The organism is Blautia sp. ZXY-1-B12 (assembly GCF_056339915.1).
In genome coordinates, this window is the sequence record NZ_JBWJVP010000230.1 from 1 (window position 1) to 20,873 (window position 20,873).

Below are 20,873 nucleotides of genomic sequence, written 5' to 3' on the forward strand. Positions count from 1 at the left end.
AATGCTTGCCATGGCTCTGGTGATCATGCTGGCAGCGATCAGCGTCACATTTATTTCGGCCAGAGTGGCAGGCAGACTTGGTCATGACCTGAGAAACAGCATTTACCGTAAGGTTATGAGCTTCTCCAGCAGAGAATATCACAAATTCTCCACAGCATCCCTGATCACACGAAGCACCAATGATGTGCAGCAGGTACAGCAGGTTATGGCAATGATGTTCCGTATTGTTCTGTACGCGCCGATCCTTGGTATTGGTGGTGTGATCAAGGTATTGAACACAGATTCTTCCATGACATGGATCCTTGGTGTGGCAGTTGGCCTGATCCTGATTGTGATCTTTGTGCTGTTCCAGGTGGCAATGCCTAAATTCACTATCTTACAGACTCTGATCGACAGACTGAATCTGGTATCCCGTGAGATCCTGACAGGTATCCCTGTTATCCGTGCATTCAGCCGTGAGAAGCATGAGGAAGATCGTTTTGAGAAAGCAAACCTGGATCTGACAAAAACAAACCTGTTTGTCAACAGATGTATGACTTTTATGATGCCCATTATGATGTTGATCATGAATGGTGTATCTGTACTTATTATTTACAGTGGTGCCCATGCAGTAGACAACGGAACCATGCAGGTTGGTAATGTTATGGCATTTATCCAGTATGCAATGCAGATCATTATGTCCTTCCTGATGATCACTGCAATGTCTATTATGCTCCCGAGAGCAAATGTTGCAGCGCTTCGTATTGATGAGGTTCTGAAAACAGAGGTTTCTATTCAGGATCCGGAAACTCCGGTACATCCGTCAGAAAATGTGAAAGGTGAGATTGAATTTGACCATGTATCCTTCGCTTACCCGGAAGCAGGTGAGAATGTACTGACAGACATTTCCTTTAAAGCAAAGAAAGGTCAGACGATCGCAGTGATCGGAAGTACTGGAAGCGGTAAGAGTACCCTGATCAACCTGATCCCAAGATACTATGATGTGACAAAGGGTTCTGTTAAAGTGGATGGTGTGGATGTCCGCGACATGACTCAGAAAGAACTTCGTGACAAACTGGGATATGTGCCACAGAAGGGTGTACTTTTCTCAGGTACTATTGATTCCAATATCCGCTATGGTAAGCCGGAGATCACTGATGCACAGGTAAAAGAAGCAGCAGAGGTTGCACAGGCTACAGAATTTATTGATACAAAACCGGAGAAATATGAATCCCCTGTATCACAGGGAGGTACCAATGTTTCGGGCGGACAGAAACAGCGTCTGTCCATTGCCAGAGCCATTGCAAAGGATCCGGAGATATTTATCTTTGATGACAGCTTCTCTGCTCTTGACTTTAAGACTGACAGTCAGTTAAGAAAGGCATTGAAGGAGTACACCAAGGATGCAACTACTGTGATCGTTGCCCAGAGAATCAGTACTATCCTTGGTGCAGACCAGATCATTGTACTGGACGACGGACATATGGCAGGTATTGGAACTCATAAGGAACTGATGGCAAATTGTGAGGTATATCAGCAGATTGCAAGATCTCAGTTATCAGAGGAGGAACTGGCATGAGCGAACAGAGAAGAAGAGGTCCTATGGGAGGACGTGGACGTATGATGTCCGGCGAAAAGGCGAAAGACTTCAAGGACTCCATGGCTAAGCTTTTCCGTTATATGGGACGATATAAATTCCGCTTTATACTGATGTTTATCTTTGCAGTAGCGGGAACTGTGTTTAGTATTGTAGGGCCTAAGATTTTAGGTAAGGCGACCACAGAGCTGTTTAACGGCCTGGTTGCCAAGGTAAACGGAACCGGTGAAATTGACTTCGGAAAGATCGGGATGATCCTGTTATGGACACTTGGATTATATGTGTTAAGTGCATGCTTTTCCTTTGTACAGGGATTCGTAATGTCAGGGATCTCCAATGATGTTACCTATAATCTGAGAAAAGATATTTCAAAGAAAATCAACAGACTGCCTCTGAATTATTATGAGAGCAGAACAAACGGAGAGATCCTCTCCCGTATCACCAATGATGTGGATACTCTGCAGATGAGTCTGAACCAGAGTCTGACACAGCTGATCACATCAGTGACAACCCTGATCGGTGTATTTATTATGATGCTTTCCATCAATGTGTGGATGACTCTGGCAGCACTTCTGATCCTGCCGGTTTCCATGTTCATCATCCAGACTGTCATGAAGCATTCCCAGAAATACTTCCAGGATCAGCAGAGCTATCTGGGTAAAGTAAACGGTCAGATCGAAGAAAACTTCGGTGGTCATAATGTGGTCCGGGTTTTCAACAAAGAGAATGATGTAGTAGAAGAATTTGAGAAAGATAATCAGAAGCTTTATGAATCTGCATGGAAATCTCAGTTTTTCTCAGGAATGATGATGCCGATCATGCAGTTTGTAGGTAACCTTGGATATGTAATGGTAGCTCTCTTAGGCGGCGTGTTTGTAATCAAAAAAAGTATTGAAGTCGGTGATATCCAGTCCTTCTTCCAGTACATCCGTAACTTTACACAGCCAATCCAGCAGATCGCACAGGTTACAAACCTGTTACAGTCCTCAGCAGCAGCTTCCGAACGAGTATTTGAATTCCTGGAGGAGCCGGAAGAGAGTCAGAATGAGAAGAACCCTGTAGATGTTAATACACTTACAGGAGATGTACAGTTTGAACATGTAAAATTCGGTTACAATCCGGATAAGATCATTATCAATGATTTCTCTGCAGATGTGAAGGATGGCCAGAAGATTGCCATTGTAGGTCCCACAGGTGCAGGAAAGACAACTATGGTGAAACTGCTTATGAGATTCTATGATCTCAATGGCGGAAGTATTAAGGTAGACGGTTATGACATCAAAGACTTTAACAGAAGCAGTCTGAGAGAGATGTTTGGTATGGTGCTTCAGGATACCTGGCTGTTCTCAGGAACCATTATGGAAAATATCCGTTACGGACGTCTGGATGCTACAGATGAAGAGGTGATCGCAGCAGCAAAGGCAGCCCATGTGCACAACTTTATCATGCAGCAGCCGGGCGGCTATGACATGGTTCTGGATGAAGAAACCAGTAATATTTCCCAGGGACAGAAACAGCTTCTCACTATTGCCAGGGCAATTCTTGCCAATAATAAGATCCTGATCCTGGATGAGGCAACCTCCTCTGTAGATACCAGAACCGAAGTGCGTATTCAGAAAGCCATGGACAATCTGATGAAGGGCAGAACCAGCTTTGTGATCGCACACAGACTTTCTACCATCAAGGATGCAGACCTGATCCTGGTTATGAAAGACGGTGACATTATCGAGCAGGGTAATCATGAAGAGCTTCTGGTTAAGAAAGGCTTCTATGCAGACCTGTATAACAGCCAGTTTGAGAATAAGGCAACTGTCTAAAATATAAAGTTACAATCCCTCAGGGGTATTTGTGAAAGAGAATATATCCGGCTCCAGGCTAATGCAGATATTTCCTTCGCCAGGAGGATATAGGATCACACAGATACCGGCTGAGGGATTTTTGCCGGATTTTTGTCTTTTCTGTAAGAGGGGAATATGTTATAATTAAAAACCAATCTACGAAAATTGATATATTTTATCATCATAATAACAAGAGAAAATGATAACAATAATAAGGAGTATTGTAGCTGTGAAGTTACTGAACAGTTGCAAATATCAGAGGATATCAACAATATGACAGATAAGAAAAACGGCAGAGAATATCTGGGCTATGTGCTGGAAAAATTAAAAGAACGTATCACAGAAATCAGCCTTTCTCTGGTGGAAGGCCAGAAAGAGATTGAGGGAATGCATGAGTATTACTGGGAAAATTATACAGAGATGGACCAGTATGGTTATGAGAATTATGATAATCAGCAGGCATTGTTCCGCCAGATTTCCGCAAATGAAGAGCAGCTGATCCTGAAGCAGAGATTTCGCAGAATGGCAGATTCTCCATTCTTCGGAAGAGTGGATTTCATTTACGAAGGAGAGGACGAACCGGAGATCTTTTATATTGGAATTGGAAATTTCGCAGAGAAAGCAGGGCATATTCCATTAGTATACGACTGGCGTGCTCCGGTAAGCGGTCTGTTTTATGACTATGACAAAGGACCGGCTTCTTATGAGGCTCCCATGGGTGAAATCCATGGCGAGGTTGCTTCGAAATGGCAGTATAAGATCCGCAACGGAAAAATGATCTACGAATTTGAGAGTGATGTGAAGATCGATGATGAGATCCTGAAAGCAGAGCTGGGAAGTAACGGTGAGGTACAGCTTAAGAACATTATCTGTACCATTCAAAAGGAGCAGAATGCCATTATCCGAAATACCAAAGACAGGATCATGGTGATCCAGGGTGCAGCAGGAAGCGGTAAAACTTCCGTGGCGCTTCACAGGATCGCCTATCTTCTCTACCATGACAGACAGAATCTGAAGTCTTCCAATATTCTGATCCTGTCACCAAATGGAGTGTTTTCCGATTATATCTCCCATATCCTTCCTGAACTGGGAGAAGAGAATATTAAGGAAATGAGCTTTGATCTTTTTGCCTATGAGCAGCTTAGGGATACAGTTTCTGACTGCGAAGACCGCTATGATGAAATTGAACGCAGAATCCGTTTTCCGCAGAAAGCTTCTTTGGCAGAGGAAAAGCAGTCCATGGAATTTATAAATCTTATGGAACGCTATCTGGTGGAACTGGAAGACCGGCTGATGAATTTTAAAGATGTGGAATATAAGGGATTTGTAAAGAAAGAATCAGAGATTATTGAATTGTTTTATTTCAAATTCCAGGATTTTCCACTGCTCTCAAGGATGGATGCAGTTGCAGATTATTTCATTGACGAGGTGGAAACTCTGCGGGATCGTGATCTGGCAGATGATGAGAAAGAACTGATCCGTGAGAAATTCATGAAGCTGTATGTGACCGGAGATCTTTATGTGATCTACAGTCAGTTCCTGAAAGAAAATGGATACAAAGGACTTCCGCGTGTTTCTTATGAGAAAAGAAAGCTGAAATATGAGGATGTTTATCCTGTTCTTTACCTGAAATATCGTTTGCAGAGCCAGCAGGGAAGAAGCAATATCAAGCATCTGGTGGTAGATGAGATGCAGGATTACTCAAGGCTTCAGTATGAAATTCTGCAGAGGATTTTCTCCTGCAGAATGACGATCCTGGGTGACCGGGCACAGACTATGGATGATAAACAGCAGGATGTGCTGAAATTTCTGCCGAAGATTTTCGGGAGGGATATCCACAAGATCATTATGAATAAGAGTTACCGTAACACCATAGAGATTGCGTCTTATGCAAATCAGCTTGCGGGTATTGAAGATATGGAACTCTTTGAACGTCATGGTGCTCCGGTGGAGGAGAAAATATTTGCAGATATGAGCCATGCTGCGGAAGAGATTGCAGAAACTCTGAAACTCGGCGAAGAAGAATATGAAACAGCAGCGGTTGTCCTGCGTACAGAGAAAGAAGCAGAACATATGTGGCTTCTTCTGAAGGAAATTCTGGGAGAAAAAGGATTTGATATAAAAGAACGTCTGTCTTATCTGGACAGAAACAGCACAAGCTTTAAGAAAGGTCTTACAGTTACGACATTCTATCTGGCAAAAGGTCTGGAATTTGATCAGGTATTTGCAGTATTTCCGCAGAAAGACCAGAGCCCGCTTGTGCGTCAGGCGAGATATATCGCTGCAACAAGAGCCCTTCATGAACTGCATATGTATGAAGTGGAAAAATAAAAAAGTAATCGTTACTGTTCACTCCGTTCACAGTAACAAGTAATCTCTCAGTTACAGAGAAAAAAAGATAAATGGTATGATGAAGCAGAAAAATGGCGTTATGACAGACTATGCAAATCGCAAAAGGCTGAGAAATCGACATTGACATCTATGTAATGAAATTGTAAAATATATAATGTTAGGGGCAAAATATCTTTTGACCCTGACATCATATTTTATAAAGTACGGAACAGTTATAATAATATCAGAGAGAGGTTTCCTCTCCTGACCTGATATCAAATATTACCTGAAGACTATATATCTATTCTAAGGAGGATATTATGAAAAATAAAAGAGTACTAATGTTATTGGCCTTAACAGCTGTATTATCTGTTTCCATGACTGCATGTAACTTTGGAGGCGGCAGTGACGAGGATTCAAGTGTGGTACAGGTAACTCCTACACCGGAGCCAACCAAAGCAGCGAAAGCAACTCCTACCCCTGCACCGGCCAATGCCCAGAATACTACCTATACATCTAAGAACAAAGCAGTATCCATTAAACTTCCGGATGCGACATGGGCGAATAAATCAGATTCTGACGATATGTTAAGCTTCGAGTCACCGAAACAGGGTAAACTCCTGATCCTGCATGGTTCCGGTGAGGAGGATATGTCTGTGGCGATCATTCCAAGTTCACAGGATACAGCCTCTGCACTTGTAAAGGCAGATAATCTTGTAGAAGGTACAGATTTTGAGATCCAGGACTATAAATCAGAGGAAGTCAGCGGTGTAAATGTTTACAGCTATACAGTTCATTACCTCACTGATAAGAGTGACTATAAATATGTTGTAAATAAATATTTCACAGATAATACAACAGAATTTTACAGTGTTGCAGGTTCTGTAAAGGATGAGAAAGCACTGGCAGGAATCAAGACTTCTGTTGATTCATTCACTATTTCCGGTGATTCTGTACTGAAAGCAGCAGCAACAGGAAAAAATTCAGGAACTACAGCAGGTACAACTGCGGACGGCACTTCAGGAACTACAGGAACAGCGGCTGCAGGTACAGACGGAACAGCATCCGGCAGTTCATCAGATGGAAGTTCTTCAGCAGGCACAGACGGCTCTTACAGTGATACTTCATCGGGCGGTTCATCAGATTACAGTTCTTCAGACTATACTTCTGATGGCAGCAGCGACGGATCTTATGATTATGACGATGGTTCCTCCAATGGATATTATGCAGACGGAACACCTGTAGGAACAGATGATCCGGACTATGATACAGATCAGACAAGAACTATTTACAGAAACTCCGACGGATATCCGCTTGTAATTTATCCGAACGGTGACGGTACATGGTGTGATGATGACGGAAATACCTATGATTTTGCTAATGGTGAGGACGTTTATGATGAGAACGGCGTTGACTATTACTATCATGGAGAACCGGCGTATGTCCGCTATATGCCTAAGAATCAGTAACAGAAAAGTTGAAAAGGACGGCTGCTGTAAAAAACAGTCGTCCTTTTTTGCGCTGACAGAGACCAACCTGTTATTTACATAAGAACGGATGTTGTGGTAGAATAGCAGGGAAAATATGTGTTGCTGTGAACGGAGTGAACAGTAAAACAGGTAGATAATGAGGGCTGATGAATGGAATCATATGGAAGATTTGCCGGTGTTTATGATGTTTTCATGGATAATGTAAACTATCGTGAATGGGCAGACTATATTATAGAAACACTGGCTCAGGACGGGATCAGGGATGGTCTGGTTCTGGAGCTGGGATGTGGAACAGGTACTGTGACAGAGATGCTTGCAGATGCCGGATATGATATGATCGGTATCGATAATTCTGAGGAGATGCTTGCAGAGGCTATGGAGAAGCGGGCAGAATCCGGTCATGATATTCTGTATCTTTTGCAGGATATGCAGGATTTTGAGTTATATGGTACGGTTCGTGCTGTGATCAGTGTCTGTGACAGTATGAATTATCTGACGGACGAGGAAGATCTGGAGTATCTTTTTGCGTTGGTAAATAATTATCTGGATCCGGGCGGGCTGTTCATTTTTGATATGAATACGGTCCATAAATACCGGGATGTGATCGGCGATACGACTATTGCTGAGGACAGAGAGGACGGAAGCTTTATCTGGGAGAACAGTTATGACAGGGAAAATGCCCTAAATGTATATGAACTGGCACTTTTTCTTCCAAGAGAAGACGGATTGTATGAGAAGTGTGAGGAGGAACATGTACAGAAAGCATATTCCATAGAAGCAATCAAGGCTATGATTGTGAAAGCAGGAATGGAACTGGTGGCAGTCTGTGATGCATATACTCATAATCCGGGTGATGAGAATTGTGAACGTCTGACTTTTGTTGCAAGAGAGCATGGAAAAAGTGCACAGAACGGATATCATGGAAGGATTCCGGAGAAACCTGAGACACATCGCGCGGATTGATGCGATTATAGCAGGCCTCTTAATTAATGCATTGTTTACGGGGATTGCTATTGATTTGATGTTAAGCCATGGACAAAATGAAAATAATATGAAAGAAATAACAGGAGTAATAAACGAATGAACGATTATATTATCAGAGCAATTGCAGCGAATGATCAGATTCGGGCATTTGCGGCAGTTACTACAGAAACAGTAGAAACAGCGAGACAGGATCACAATACAAGCCCGGTAGCCACAGCGGCACTGGGACGTCTTCTTACAGCAGGTGCCATGATGGGTACCATGATGAAGGGGGATAAGGACATCCTCACACTTCAGATTAAGGCAGGAGGTCCTCTGGAAGGAATTACTGTGACAGCAGATTCCAAAGGTCGTGTAAAGGGATATGTGGGAAATCCTGATGTATGTATCCCGGCAAACAGCAAGGGAAAACTGGATGTTGCAGGTGCTGTCGGTGTAGGATTTATGAACGTGATTAAGGATATGGGACTGAAAGAGCCTTATGTTGGACAGGTTGCGCTTCAGACCAGCGAGATCGCAGAAGATATTACCTATTATTTTGCTACAAGTGAACAGGTACCGTCAGCAGTTGGTCTTGGAGTTCTTATGAATAAAGACAATACAGTACGTCAGGCTGGCGGATTTATCGTGCAGCTGATGCCGTTTGCGGAAGAAAGCACAATTGCGAAGCTTGAGGAAAATGTGCAGAAAATCACATCTGTCACAAATCTTCTGGAAGAGGGGCATACTCCTGAGAGTCTGCTTGAGAAAGTTCTGGAGGGCTTTGATATGGAGATCAATGAGAAAGTTCCTACGGAATTTTACTGTAACTGCAGCAGAGAAAGAGTGGAGAAAGCTCTGATCAGCATCGGAAGAAAAGAACTCAATGAAATGATCCAGGAAGGTAAGTCCATTGAGATGAACTGCCATTTCTGTAATAAGAATTATGAATTTACAGTGGAAGAACTGAAAGAAATCCTGCGTAAATGTAAATAAGAGATGCCAATGTACTGACAGATGGATCTGCCGGAGCACAGGGAAGAAGAGGTAGAAAATGAAAAACGGTTATATCAAAACAGCAGCCGCAACACCTTATATCACAGTTGCAGACTGCAATGCCAATGGAAATGAGATTATCAGACTGATCCATGAGATGGAGAAAGAACATGTGAAGGTTATGACTTTTCCGGAGCTTTGTATCACAGGCTATACCTGTCAGGATCTCTTCCTGCAGAGACGTCTTCTCGACAGCGCCTGGGAAACTTTGCTGAAGATCACAAAGGAAACTGCTGATGTGGATGCCCTTGTTTTTGTAGGTGTGCCTTTCAGAAATCATGGAAAATTATATAATGTGGCAGCAGTTTTAAACAGAGGCGAGATCATTGGGCTGGTTCCGAAAACTTATCTTCCAAACTATGGAGAATTTTATGAGCAGCGCCATTTTGCATCAGGTCTTGGATGTCTGGAATATGTGGATATTGAGGGAAAGAGAGTTCCTTTCGGAACAGATATTCTTTTTATCTGTGAGGAGGAGCCGGAGCTTGTGGCAGCAGCAGAGATCTGTGAGGATTTATGGGTGACACTGCCGCCAAGCGTTCTCCATGCACAGGCAGGAGCGAATCTGATCGTGAATCTGTCAGCCAGCAATGAGATGGTCGGAAAGGACAGCTACCGCAGAGATCTTGTTTCCGGACAGTCTGCACGTCTGGTGTGCGGATATGTATATGCAAATGCAGGAGAAGGTGAGTCCACACAGGATCTGGTCTTTGGCGGTCAGAATATGATTGCAGAGAATGGAGTGATCCTTGCGGAAGGAAAACGTTTCCACAATGGTATTGTATACAGTGAGATTGATGTGCAGAGGCTGAACGATGAGAGAAGAAGACTGACTACTTATCAGCCGGCTGACGACAGTGATCATATTAAAGTGTGCTTCCATCTGAATGTGGAAGAGACAAAACTGACCAGAAAATATTCGCAGTATCCTTTTGTACCTTCACGAAAAGAAGAAAGGGATATGCGTTGTGATGAAATCCTGAATATCCAGGCAATGGGACTTAAGAAACGTATGGATCATATCCATTGCCATAAGGCAACAGTGGGACTTTCCGGAGGTCTGGATTCCACACTGGCACTGCTTGTGATCGCAAGAGCCTTTGACCTTTCCGGTGCGGACAGAAAGGATATCCACTGTATTACCATGCCATGCTTTGGAACCACAGACAGAACTTATCAGAATGCCTGCAAATTAAGTCAGTGTCTGGGTGCGACTTTAAGTGAGATCAATATCAAAGAAGCAGTAAATATACATTTCAGGGATATTGCTCATGATCCGTCTGTGCATGATGTGACTTATGAGAACAGCCAGGCAAGAGAGAGAACGCAGATCCTGATGGACAGTGCAAATCAGGATGGCTCGATTCTGGTGGGAACAGGAGATCTGTCTGAGCTGGCTCTGGGATGGGCAACCTACAATGGTGACCATATGTCCATGTACGGCGTGAATGCTTCAGTGCCGAAAACTCTGGTGCGTCATCTTGTACGTTATTATGCGGACACCTGCAAAGATGAGAAGCTGACAGAGGTTCTTCTTGATATTCTGGATACACCGGTAAGTCCGGAACTTCTGCCGCCTAAGGATGGCAAGATCGCACAGAAGACAGAAGATTTGGTGGGACCTTATGAACTTCACGATTTCTATCTGTACTATATGCTTCGTGCAGGATTTGAACCGGAGAAAATTTACAGGCTGGCATGTGAGACTTTTGAAGGAATGTATGATAAGGAGACAATCTTCAAATGGCTGAAAACCTTCTATTGGAGATTTTTTGCACAGCAGTTTAAACGTTCCTGTCTTCCGGATGGCCCGAAGGTGGGAAGCGTTGCGGTTTCACCGAGAGGTGATCTGAGAATGCCAAGTGATGCAAGTGCAGGGGTATGGCTGGAGCAGCTTGAAAATATGGATATTTAGAATCGCATAGCGGAGTGGAGGATTTTATCCGCGTGATTTTGCATGGCGAAGCGGAGAACGATCAGTTGTTCTCCGCTTTTTTCAGTGCTGTTTCAATTGCATTCAAAAGAATCATGGAAGTATACTTCTGATCTTCGGAATATTGGATGTTTTCCAGCGACTGGGAGGTATAGATCTGGCTGGCCAGTGATTCCAGAGCCGGTTCCATGAGAGGAAACATGGCTGCGGTGCTTTCGCTTAAATTTACCAGACGGATGGAAGTTACCCTGTCAGAGTCAACAGTTACTTCCAGGTCAAAGGTGTTTTCATTCAGGTCGATGGAGGAAGTATAAATTCCCGGTTTGTACAGGCTTTTGGCATCGGCTGAGGCACTTTTTTTCTGACCGGATCCAAACATGAAAAAAAGTACAATAGCCAGGATGACAGCAAGAAGAAGGAAAATGCCGGTGTATATAACTTCCTTCATATGTAGGACTATGATTTTTGTTTTTGCACTCATGGTACACGCCTCCTGGATGGTTTTGTATATTCTATTACAGAAGTGCTTAAATTATGATATACTGAAACAACGAATGTGAGTAACCGACAGTAAGGAGAGAAGAATGTCATTACAGTTTATTATCGGCAGTTCCGGTGCCGGAAAGTCTTATTTTGCATATGAGAGAGTAATCCGGGAGTCCATGGAACATCCGGAGAGAAATTACTATATTATTGTTCCGGAGCAGTTTACCATGCAGACACAGAAGACGCTGGTGGAAATGCACCCGGGAAAAGGAATCCTGAATATTGACATCCTGAGCTTTGAACGTCTTGCGTACCGTGTATTTGAAGAAACCGGCGGAGATAACAGAAAGGTTCTGGAAGATACGGGAAAAAGCATGGTGCTGCAGAAAATGGTGCAGCAGCACAGAAAGGAACTTGCCTATCTGGGAAGTCAGATGAATAAGCCGGGATATCTGGATGAGGTGAAGTCTCTGGTTTCAGAATTTATGCAGTATGATATCAGAGAAGAGAATCTGGCAGAAATGAAAGAGAAGGCCAAAGATCAGCCATTACTTGAAATGAAGCTTAAGGATGTGGGAATCCTTTATCAGTCATTCAGGGAATTCCTGAAGGGGCATTATATGACAGGGGAAGAGGTGATGGATGTCCTGCTTAAACAGCTTCCTTTTTCCGAAAAACTTAAGGGAGCGGAATTTCTCTTTGATGGATTTACCGGATTCACGCCAATTCAGGTCAATGTGCTCAGGGAACTTCTGGTCATTGCTGACCGCATAAGTGTTACTGTGACTATGGACGAACGGGAGGATGCTTTTTCTCCGGGAAAACCTTATCAGCTTTTCTTTATGAGCAAGCAGATGATACGGACACTTGCAGGGCTGAGCAGAGATCTGGAGGATCCGGTGTATCTGAAACCATCCGGACAGTCCCGGTTTGCACAGGCACCTGCCTTACAGTTTCTGGAGAAAAATATCTTCCGCTACAGAAAGGGCGTGTATGCCGAAGAACAGCAGGAGATAAAAATATTTACTGCGCCATCCCCCCTGGAAGAAATGCGGGAGGCTGCCAGAAGGATGTCAGAACTTGTGCGTACCTGCGGATACCGCTATGGTGAGATTGCAGTGATCACAGGAAATCTGGAAGAATATGCAAGACTTGCAGCACAGGTATTTGAGGAGGCAGATATTCCATATTTTATTGACGAGAAGCATTCGGTAATGATGAATCCTTTTGTGGAGTATCTGCGCGCTGCCATGGAGATGGCGGTACAGGGATTTCCTTATGAGAGTGTTTTCCGTTATCTCAGATGCGGGATGTCAGAAGTTACCAGAGAACAGGCTGATAAGCTGGAGAATTACGTGCTGGCGCTGGGAATCCGGGGATATAAGAAATGGTCTGAAAAATGGGTTCGTGTATACAGAGGAATGGAAGCGGAGAAGATACAGGAACTGAATGAGATCAGAGAGATTTTTGCGGAAGAAGTAAGGGAACTTGCACAGGGATTTGGTTCCGGGAAGAAGACAGTGGAAGAGTACTGCCGGATTCTCTATGAGTTTATCCAAAAAAGCAATGTCTGGCAGAAACTGAAACGACAGGAGCGAAAGTTTAAAGAGTCAGGCGATAAAGCAATGGAAAAAGAATATAACCAGATTTATGGAATTGTGATGGACCTGCTGGATAAGATGGTTGAGATTCTTGGCGAAGAAACGGTAAACAGACAGGAGTTCCGACAGCTTCTGGAATCAGGACTTTCTCAGGCAAAGGTTGCATTGATCCCGCCGAGCATAGATCAGGTAATGGTGGGTGATATGGAACGATCCCGCTTAAAGGAGATTAAGGCGTTATTCTTTGTCGGTGTGAATGAGGGTAATATTCCAAAGAGTACACAGACAGGAGGAATCTTATCAGAGCTTGACAGGGATTTCTTCCAGGAGCAGGGCGTGGAACTGGCACCGGGGCCTAAAGAACTGATGAATATGCAGAGGTTTTATCTGTATCTGAATATGACGAAACCGGGAGAAAAGCTGATCCTCTCCTATAGTGATACCAATGCAAAAGGAGAAGGCATAAGTCCGGCATATCTGATCGGGAGTATACGCAGTCTGTATCCGAAGCTGGAAATTGAGGGTGGAGCCGGGGTCAGACCCCATAAAAATTCTATAAACAATTATTGTTATCCGGAAAATCCGGAAGCTGGGATTGATCTGTTTCTGGAGAAGCTGGTACAGGAGACAGAGAAAGAACATGAGGATATTCTGGAGCAGGTAGATGAGACGGATGCAATGTTTGGAGAGCTTTACAGCTGGTATCTGCGGAATCCGGAATACAGAAGCAGAGTACAGAAGCTGGTACAGTCGGCTTTTGCCGGAAAACCAAAGGACATTATCAGCCAGAGTGTGGCGAAGGCATTATACGGAGAGGTTTCACCTTACAGTGCTACCAGACTGGAACGTTTTGCAGCCTGTGCATTTGCACATTTCCTTCAGTATGGAATGAAGCTTACCGAGCGTGTGGAATATGAGTTTAAACCTATGGATATGGGAAATGTTATGCATGAAGCACTGGAAAGCTTTGCAGAAGAAGTGCGAAAAAGAGGCATGAAATGGACAGAGCTGACAGAACAGGAACGGAATGAGATTGCGGACCGGTGTCTGGATAATATTGTGGCAGATTATGGAAACACAGTGCTCAAAAGCAGTGCCAGAAATGAATATATGATCGAGAGAACAAGGAGAATTCTGCGAAGGACGGTATGGGCACTTCAGAAACAGCTGGAACAGGGAGAATTTCAGCCGGAAGGCTTTGAGGTAACCTTCGGGGGAGGACGGATTGACAGAGTAGATATTATGGAAGATCAGAATAAGGTGTATGTGAAGGTAATTGATTATAAAACCGGAAATACATCCTTTGACCTGGTTTATCTGTATCATGGCCTGCAGTTACAGCTGATGATCTATCTGGATGGTGCTCTGCGTGTAGAGCAGAAGAAATATCCGGATAAGGAGATTATTCCTGCGGGAGTTTTCTATTACAATATCAAGGATCCTATGATCCAGGAGAAGATAGATGCGGATGTGGAAGCAGTCAGTGCAGGTCTTATGAAAGAACTGAAGATGAATGGGCTGGTTCAGGCAGATCCGGAGCTTGTGTACAGGATGGACAGCAGTCTTGGCTCCATTCCTGTCGCATTTAATAAGGACGGAAGCTTTCGCAAAAATTCTTCTGTGGCAGACAGAACACAGTTTGCAGTGCTTGGACGGTATGTAAGGACGAAGATTGAGAAGATAAGAAGTTCTATTCTGGAGGGAGATGCGGAGGTTTCTCCCTATGAGCTCGGAAAAAAGAATGCGTGTACTTATTGTCCGTATATGACGGTATGTGGATTTGACCGCAGGCTGTCAGGATATGAATTCCGCAGACTGAAAAACTTCTCTGATGAGGAATTATGGAAAGCATTTGACAGGGAGGCAGAATAAGATGGGCGTACAGTGGACAAAGGAGCAGCAGGAGGTTATACGGCTGCGGGACAGAAATATTCTGGTCAGTGCGGCAGCCGGGTCCGGGAAAACGGCAGTACTGGTAGAACGTATCCTGAGTAAGATCACAGATAAAGAACACCCTGTGGATATTGACAGACTGCTGATCATGACATTTACAAGAGCGGCAGCAGGTGAAATGAAAGAGAGGATCTCGGCAGCTATTGAAAAAGCACTCTGTGAAGATCCCGATAATGAGCATCTTCAGAGACAGACAACCCTGCTTCATACTGCACAGATTACAACTATTGATGGTTTCTGTGCCTATATTATCCGGAATTACTTTCATCTGATCGGACTGGATCCGGGATATCGGACGGCAGATGAGGGGGAACTGAAGCTTCTGCGGGGAGATGTTGTGAAAGCGTTGCTTGAAGAATATTATGCCAGAAAAGATGAAAAGTTTCAGAAATTCGTGGAATGCTTTGCAACGGGAAAGTCAGATGAAAATCTGGGAAACCTGATACAGAAATTATATGAAATGGCTATGAGCAATCCTTTTCCGCAGGAATGGCTGTCCGGCTGTATGGATGATTACAGGATTGATTCCCTGGAAGAGTTAAGAGAGACTGAGTGGATGAAAATGCTCTGGGATGCAGTGAAGGATGAACTGCAGGAAGCGAAGCTTCTGGTGCAGGAGGCTCGAAGAATATGCTCAGAGCCGGATGGTCCGTATCTGTATGATGAGGCACTGAGCAGTGATCTGCTTCTTATAAGGAGTCTGCAGGAACTGGCAGAGAAAAGAGATTATAATGGAACTGCAGAAAATCCTTATGAAACCCTCATTTGCCCGGCTGAGCACAAAGAAGTCTGCGGATGTAGATGAACAGAAGAAACAGAGAGTGAAAGATCTCCGGGATGAGGAAAAGGGGATTCTGAAGGAACTGGGGCAGCGATATTTCCAGAGTACAGAGAAGGAACTTCTGGAAGTGATCAGATATATCAGAGGCCCAATAGAGATGTTAGTTGAGCTGACTGTGCAATTTAAAGAGCAGTTCGGAGAGGCAAAGAGAGAAAAGAATATTCTGGATTTTACGGATATGGAACATTTTGCCCTGCAGATACTGATGACGAAAGAAGGGGAAGAAATCCATATGTCTCAGGCTGCGAGAGAGCTATCCGCAAAGTATGATGAAGTCCTGGTGGATGAATATCAGGACAGTAACTTAGTGCAGGAGCTTCTGACAACAGCAGTATCCGGGTGGATCAACCAGAAGAAAAATATCTTCATGGTAGGAGATGTAAAGCAGAGTATCTATCGTTTCCGTCTGGCAAGGCCGGAGCTTTTCATGGAAAAATATAAAAGTTATTCCACAGAAGAAGCACAGGAGCAGAGAATTGACCTGCACAAAAATTTCCGGAGCAGGGAACAGGTTCTGGAGAGTGTAAACTTTATTTTCCGACAGATCATGGGGGAAGACCTGGGAGGGATTACCTATGACAAAGATGCGGCCCTTTATCCCGGAGCTTCTTTTCCGGAAGGAGAGTCAGAGGAATTTGTAAAGACAGAGGTTCTTCTGGTCGAGAGAGACGGAGAAGAACTGTCTGATGTACAGGACTATGAAGACGCAGGTGCATCGGGAAACCGCAGGGAAATGGAAAATCAGACCGGTCAGGAACTGGAGGCGCTGGCCATTGCACAGAGAATTAAAGAAATTGTGGGAAAAGAACAGATCGTAGATAAAGAGACGAAGGAATACCGGCCTGTGGAATACGGGGATATTGTAATTTTGCTGCGAACTGCCTATGGATGGGCAGAAACCTTCAGGGAAGTACTGGCATCTCAGGGGATTCCCGTATATTGTACATCAAGAACAGGATATTTCTCTGCAACCGAGATTGTGACTGTATTGAATTATCTGAAGGTGTGTGACAATCCGCTGCAGGATATTCCGCTTATGGGAGTGCTTCGTTCACCGATTGTCGGATGCACTTCGCAGGAACTGGCAGAGCTTAGAATACAGTATCCTGATGGTCTGCTCTATGAGAGTGTTTCGGCATATGCAGGAGAAAATGAAATCCCCGAAAAAGAACTGGATCCGGATAAGCTGAAATCTGAATTGTTAAACGGTAATCTGCGAACAGATGAAAAGAACTCTCTGAATATTAAATTAAAAGGATTTCTGAGTCTCCTTGAAAAGGTAAGAAATATGGCTGCATATACGCCGGTCCACGAATTGATCCTTTATGTGCTGAAAGAAACCGGGTATGGAGATTATGCAAGGGCACTTCCGGGAGGGGAGCAGCGTTTTGCAAATCTTACCATGCTTGTGGAGAAAGCTATGGACTATGAGAAGACAAGCTACAGGGGTCTGTTTAACTTTGTTCGTTATATCGAACAGCTACAGGCATATCAGGTAGACTATGGAGAAGTCAATCTGACAGGAGCGGGCAATACCGCAGTGGAGATCATGACGATCCACAAGAGTAAAGGACTTGAATTTCCGGTAGTATTTGTGGCCGGTATGGGAAAACAGTTTAATTTTCAGGATATGAATGCAGGTCTTTTGCTTCATCCGGAACTGGGAATAGGGGCTGATGCTATCATACCGGAGAAACGGGTGATCGCATCTTCGCTGAATAAGCAGGTGATCAGAAGACAGCTTCTGAAAGAGAGTCTGGGAGAGGAACTGAGGGTACTTTACGTTGCCATGACAAGAGCAAAAGAGAAACTGATCCTTACAGGAACAGTCGGAAAGCTGGAAAAGCAGATGCTGTCGCTGTCGCGTTTTCTGGATGAGGAAGAAGAACTGCTCCCACTGGGAACCAGAATGAAAGCAAAGAATTACTGGGCTTTTGTACTGCCTGCGCTGGTGCGGCATCGGGCAATGAGTGAACTTTTGTGGGAATATGGAATCCTCATGAAGAAACAGCCGGGGATTTACGATGATATCTCTGAGTTTGTGATAAAAAAGATTACTGTCCGTCAGATGACAGAAAAGGCAGTTCTCATCCAGGCAGGAAACCAGATGCAGGAGGAATATCTGAAGAACTGGGATGAAAATAAAGTGTATGATGAGGCTGTGAAGGAAGAGATAGAGAAGAGATTTTCCTTTGTATATCCGTATAAATATCTGGAAGATATTCCGGTTAAAGTCAGTGTTTCGGATCTGAAAAAGAGAAGCTGGCATGATGAAAGTGAACTGGAAGAGAATATCAGTGTGTCTGCCGAAGAGCAGGAGGAAGAACAGGAAGCGCCGGTTCCCGCATTTATGGCAGAGAAGCAGGAAGAGTATAAGGGGGCTGCCAGAGGTACTGCTTACCACAGAGTAATGGAATGTCTGGATTATGCAGAAGCAGATACAGAGGAACAGCTTCGGGCTCAGTTAAAGAGACTTCTGGAGAGCCGGAAAATGACAGAGCAGGAAGCAGAATGTATCCGGATCCGGGATATCAGGAGGTTTGTGGAGTCCGGACTGGGGCAGAGAATGAAGAAGGCTGCCATGAAAAAACATCTTTATAGAGAACAGCCTTTTGTGATTCAGAGAAGTGCTTCTATGCTCGATGATGGTTGGAAGAACGAAACAGTGCTGGTGCAGGGAATTATCGATGCCTATTTTATGGAAGAGGAAGAGATTGTTCTTGTGGACTATAAAACGGATAGAGTGAAGAGAGGACAGGAACAGAAGCTGATCGATCTGTATCATGTGCAGCTTGAGGATTATGCCCGGGCATTGGAGCGGATGACGGGGAAAAGAGTGAAGGAAAAGATCATTTATTCGTTTACATTGCAGAAAGAGATATTGCTGTAAGCGGAATAAATATTATTATTGTGAATTCAAATATCCGGCAGGGATAAGCGCGTGTTATACGCGCCACCCTGCCGGATATTTGTTTTTCAGGATCTGGTTGACCAGTTTACCGAAGCCAATGGGATATCCATCTGCACAGAGGAGATGCCAGCCTTTTTTGTGAGCTGCTTCTTCGGGTTCGATATTTAAGGTTTCGCCCTTTAAATATCTGGTGATCCTTTCGTCAGAAGCGGAGAGAGAGATGACTGCTTCTGCTTCATTTTTGCGGATCGCCAGTGCAAGTGGCTGAGACGGCTCGAAGCGGTTTTTCTTCAGGTCACCGAGATAGAGACCGTTTCTTAAGAAGGTGATGCCGCGGAAGTTGTGGGCAACCGGGGGAAGATAGTAGGCTTTATCACCGCGGATTTCCACACGTTCCCAGTCAAATGGCTGGCCGCAGAGGGTTTTCAGACCGATTTCGTTCAGAAATTCCTCAATCAGTGGAAATGCGTTTTTGTCCGGTTTTGTGTGAGGACGGGAGCTTTCCTTGATGGCCTGTCCTTTTTTACGGAAGAGCGCAAGGAAGTGTCCCTCTCCATTCATTTTGTGTGGAAAAATCCGGATGCATTTGATAAGCTCAGGATTTTTGTTTCCCCATTCAGGAACTCCATGGGAGAAGCCTTCATAATCTTCCATTTCTGCCAGTTCCATGTCAGGACGGTTTTCCAGAAGCCAGGAAACAGTTTGTTCGTCTTCTGCAGGCGCGAATGTGCAGGTAGAGTAAAGCATCAGTCCGCCGGGACGGAGCATATCGGCTGCCTGGAGGATAAGCTCTTTCTGGATTTCGGAAAGCTCCATGGATTTTTCGGGAGTCCAGTCTTTGGCAAGTGCTTCTTCCTTACGGAACATTCCTTCTCCGGAGCATGGAGCATCCAGGATGATCTTGTCGAAGAATTCGGGGAATGCTTTGGTTAACTTTGCAGGTGTTTCGTTTGCTACGAAGACATTTGGGATGCCGAAGAGTTCCAGGTTGCGAAGGAGGGCTCTGGCGCGGGAAGTGCTGATATCGTTTGCTACCAGAAGCCCCTGTCCCTGAAGTGCTGCGCCTGCTGCAGTTGCCTTGCCGCCCGGGGCTGCGCAGAGGTCCAGGACTCTGTCGCCCGGCTCGATGGGGATGCGGGAGGCGGGGGTCATGGCGCTGGGTTCCTGAAGGTAGTAGAGGCCGGCCTGGTAGTATGGGCATCTGGAAGGACGGATGTCTTCATCGTAGAAGTAGCCGTTTTTGATCCATGGGATCTGGCGGATTGGAAATGGAGACAGGTTTTCGAAGTCTTCGCAGGTGATTTTTGAGGTGTTTATGCGCAGGCCGTAGGTGCGGGGGGCATTGAAGCTGGAGAGGAAGGCGGGGTATTCGTTGCCGAGCATTTTTTCCATTCGGGAGAGGAATGCGGGGTGGAGGGGTGTTGTATTTTCGTTCATAATGGGTTGGTTTCCTTTGCTGTAGTTTTGATTGGTGGGTGGGGGACGCGCAGGAAAATATATCTGTCTGAGTGCGGTTTCGGCATCTAAGATCTTCTAAGTCGGTAAAAATCTGCTAAAAGCATGGAGAAAAATGCAAAACTCGCTCCGCTGCAGGCTTCGCTCAGACAGGTTGCGATTTTTCTCCATAACGCAGATTTCTACCGGCTAAGAAGATCTAAGATGCCTGCAAATGCACTCAGACAGATATATTTTCCTGCGCTGTTTACTGAAAATAACTGTAGTATAACGTGAGGTTTATGGAATATTAAGTTTATGAAATACTATAGCAATTTAATAAAATAATGCAATCAAGACAGTTCAGCAGGACTTCATTCTATGATGGACTGGATTGTTTGCAGTAATTTATGAAATAAGAAATTGATATATGGCAATGCTTTTAAATGCATTATTCATG

At 44.4% G+C, this 20,873-nt stretch carries 12 protein-coding genes; 10 read left to right on the forward strand and 2 right to left on the reverse strand.

Annotation, left to right across the window (positions count from 1 at the left end):
- The 7 genes from AC075L_RS15965 to AC075L_RS15995 all read left to right on the forward strand — a co-directional run.
- The coding region (locus AC075L_RS15965) for an ABC transporter ATP-binding protein (RefSeq protein WP_476387898.1) at positions 1–1,558 on the forward strand (1,558 nt) is incomplete at its 5' end.
- Positions 1,555–3,393 carry an ABC transporter ATP-binding protein gene (locus AC075L_RS15970; RefSeq protein ID WP_118592723.1) on the forward strand — a complete coding sequence of 613 codons (1,839 nt, stop codon included), beginning with the start codon at positions 1,555–1,557 and terminating at the stop codon, positions 3,391–3,393. The genes AC075L_RS15965 and AC075L_RS15970, both read left to right, overlap by 4 nt.
- A 294-nt stretch (positions 3,394–3,687) precedes the next feature.
- Positions 3,688–5,745 carry a HelD family protein gene (locus tag AC075L_RS15975; protein WP_118592724.1) on the forward strand — a complete coding sequence of 686 codons (2,058 nt, stop codon included), beginning with the start codon at positions 3,688–3,690 and terminating at the stop codon, positions 5,743–5,745.
- Between the two features lie 320 nt (positions 5,746–6,065).
- Positions 6,066–7,214: a hypothetical protein gene (locus AC075L_RS15980; RefSeq protein WP_118592725.1), complete on the forward strand. Its 1,149-nt coding sequence runs from the start codon at positions 6,066–6,068 to the stop codon at positions 7,212–7,214.
- 171 nt (positions 7,215–7,385) lie between these two features.
- Positions 7,386–8,198 (forward strand): class I SAM-dependent DNA methyltransferase, encoded by an 813-nt coding sequence (locus tag AC075L_RS15985; RefSeq protein ID WP_022380950.1) that lies wholly within the window; start codon positions 7,386–7,388, stop codon positions 8,196–8,198.
- Between the two features lie 117 nt (positions 8,199–8,315).
- Complete coding sequence (hslO, locus tag AC075L_RS15990; protein ID WP_118592726.1) at positions 8,316–9,194, forward strand: Hsp33 family molecular chaperone HslO; 879 nt, start codon at positions 8,316–8,318, stop codon at positions 9,192–9,194.
- Between the two features lie 58 nt (positions 9,195–9,252).
- Positions 9,253–11,169, forward strand: coding sequence for an NAD(+) synthase (locus AC075L_RS15995; protein ID WP_118592727.1), 1,917 nt, complete (start codon positions 9,253–9,255; stop codon positions 11,167–11,169).
- Between the two features lie 61 nt (positions 11,170–11,230).
- Here the strand turns inward: AC075L_RS15995 and AC075L_RS16000 are convergent, their stop codons facing one another.
- The gene (locus AC075L_RS16000; protein WP_055057270.1) at positions 11,231–11,668 is read right to left on the reverse strand and encodes an FMN-binding protein; all 438 of its coding nucleotides are present in this window, start codon (positions 11,666–11,668) and stop codon (positions 11,231–11,233) included.
- A gap of 103 nt (positions 11,669–11,771) precedes the next feature.
- On the opposite strand from AC075L_RS16000, the gene addB reads away from it, so the two are divergent.
- Genes addB through addA form a run of 3 tightly spaced genes read left to right on the forward strand, consistent with a single transcriptional unit; the run spans position 11,772 to position 18,958 of the window.
- Positions 11,772–15,146, forward strand: a complete 3,375-nt coding sequence (gene addB / locus AC075L_RS16005) for a helicase-exonuclease AddAB subunit AddB (RefSeq protein WP_118592728.1) — start codon at positions 11,772–11,774, stop codon at positions 15,144–15,146.
- A gap of 1 nt (position 15,147) precedes the next feature.
- A complete protein-coding gene (locus tag AC075L_RS16010; protein ID WP_476387899.1) occupies positions 15,148–16,032 on the forward strand; it encodes a UvrD-helicase domain-containing protein in 885 nt (294 codons plus the stop codon).
- Positions 15,959–18,958 carry a helicase-exonuclease AddAB subunit AddA gene (gene addA / locus AC075L_RS16015; protein WP_476387900.1) on the forward strand — a complete coding sequence of 1,000 codons (3,000 nt, stop codon included), beginning with the start codon at positions 15,959–15,961 and terminating at the stop codon, positions 18,956–18,958. Before AC075L_RS16010 ends, addA begins: the two co-directional genes overlap by 74 nt.
- Positions 18,959–19,012: 54 nt before the next feature.
- On the opposite strand, the gene AC075L_RS16020 is transcribed toward addA, so the two are convergent.
- Positions 19,013–20,416: an RsmF rRNA methyltransferase first C-terminal domain-containing protein gene (locus tag AC075L_RS16020; RefSeq protein WP_118592730.1), complete on the reverse strand. Its 1,404-nt coding sequence runs from the start codon at positions 20,414–20,416 to the stop codon at positions 19,013–19,015.
- Positions 20,417–20,873 lie beyond the last annotated feature (457 nt).

Excerpts from the sequence above, each read along its gene's own strand:
- AC075L_RS15970 (WP_118592723.1), top strand. The coding sequence starts at position 1,555 with ATGAGCGAACAGAGAAGAAGAGGTCCTATGGGAGGACGTGGACGTATG.
- AC075L_RS15975 (WP_118592724.1), top strand. The coding sequence starts at position 3,688 with ATGACAGATAAGAAAAACGGCAGAGAATATCTGGGCTATGTGCTGGAA.
- AC075L_RS15980 (WP_118592725.1), top strand. The coding sequence starts at position 6,066 with ATGAAAAATAAAAGAGTACTAATGTTATTGGCCTTAACAGCTGTATTA.
- AC075L_RS15985 (WP_022380950.1), top strand. The coding sequence starts at position 7,386 with ATGGAATCATATGGAAGATTTGCCGGTGTTTATGATGTTTTCATGGAT.
- hslO (WP_118592726.1), top strand. The coding sequence starts at position 8,316 with ATGAACGATTATATTATCAGAGCAATTGCAGCGAATGATCAGATTCGG.
- AC075L_RS15995 (WP_118592727.1), top strand. The coding sequence starts at position 9,253 with ATGAAAAACGGTTATATCAAAACAGCAGCCGCAACACCTTATATCACA.
- AC075L_RS16000 (WP_055057270.1), bottom strand. The coding sequence starts at position 11,668 with ATGAGTGCAAAAACAAAAATCATAGTCCTACATATGAAGGAAGTTATA.
- addB (WP_118592728.1), top strand. The coding sequence starts at position 11,772 with ATGTCATTACAGTTTATTATCGGCAGTTCCGGTGCCGGAAAGTCTTAT.
- AC075L_RS16010 (WP_476387899.1), top strand. The coding sequence starts at position 15,148 with ATGGGCGTACAGTGGACAAAGGAGCAGCAGGAGGTTATACGGCTGCGG.
- addA (WP_476387900.1), top strand. The coding sequence starts at position 15,959 with ATGGAACTGCAGAAAATCCTTATGAAACCCTCATTTGCCCGGCTGAGC.
- AC075L_RS16020 (WP_118592730.1), bottom strand. The coding sequence starts at position 20,416 with ATGAACGAAAATACAACACCCCTCCACCCCGCATTCCTCTCCCGAATG.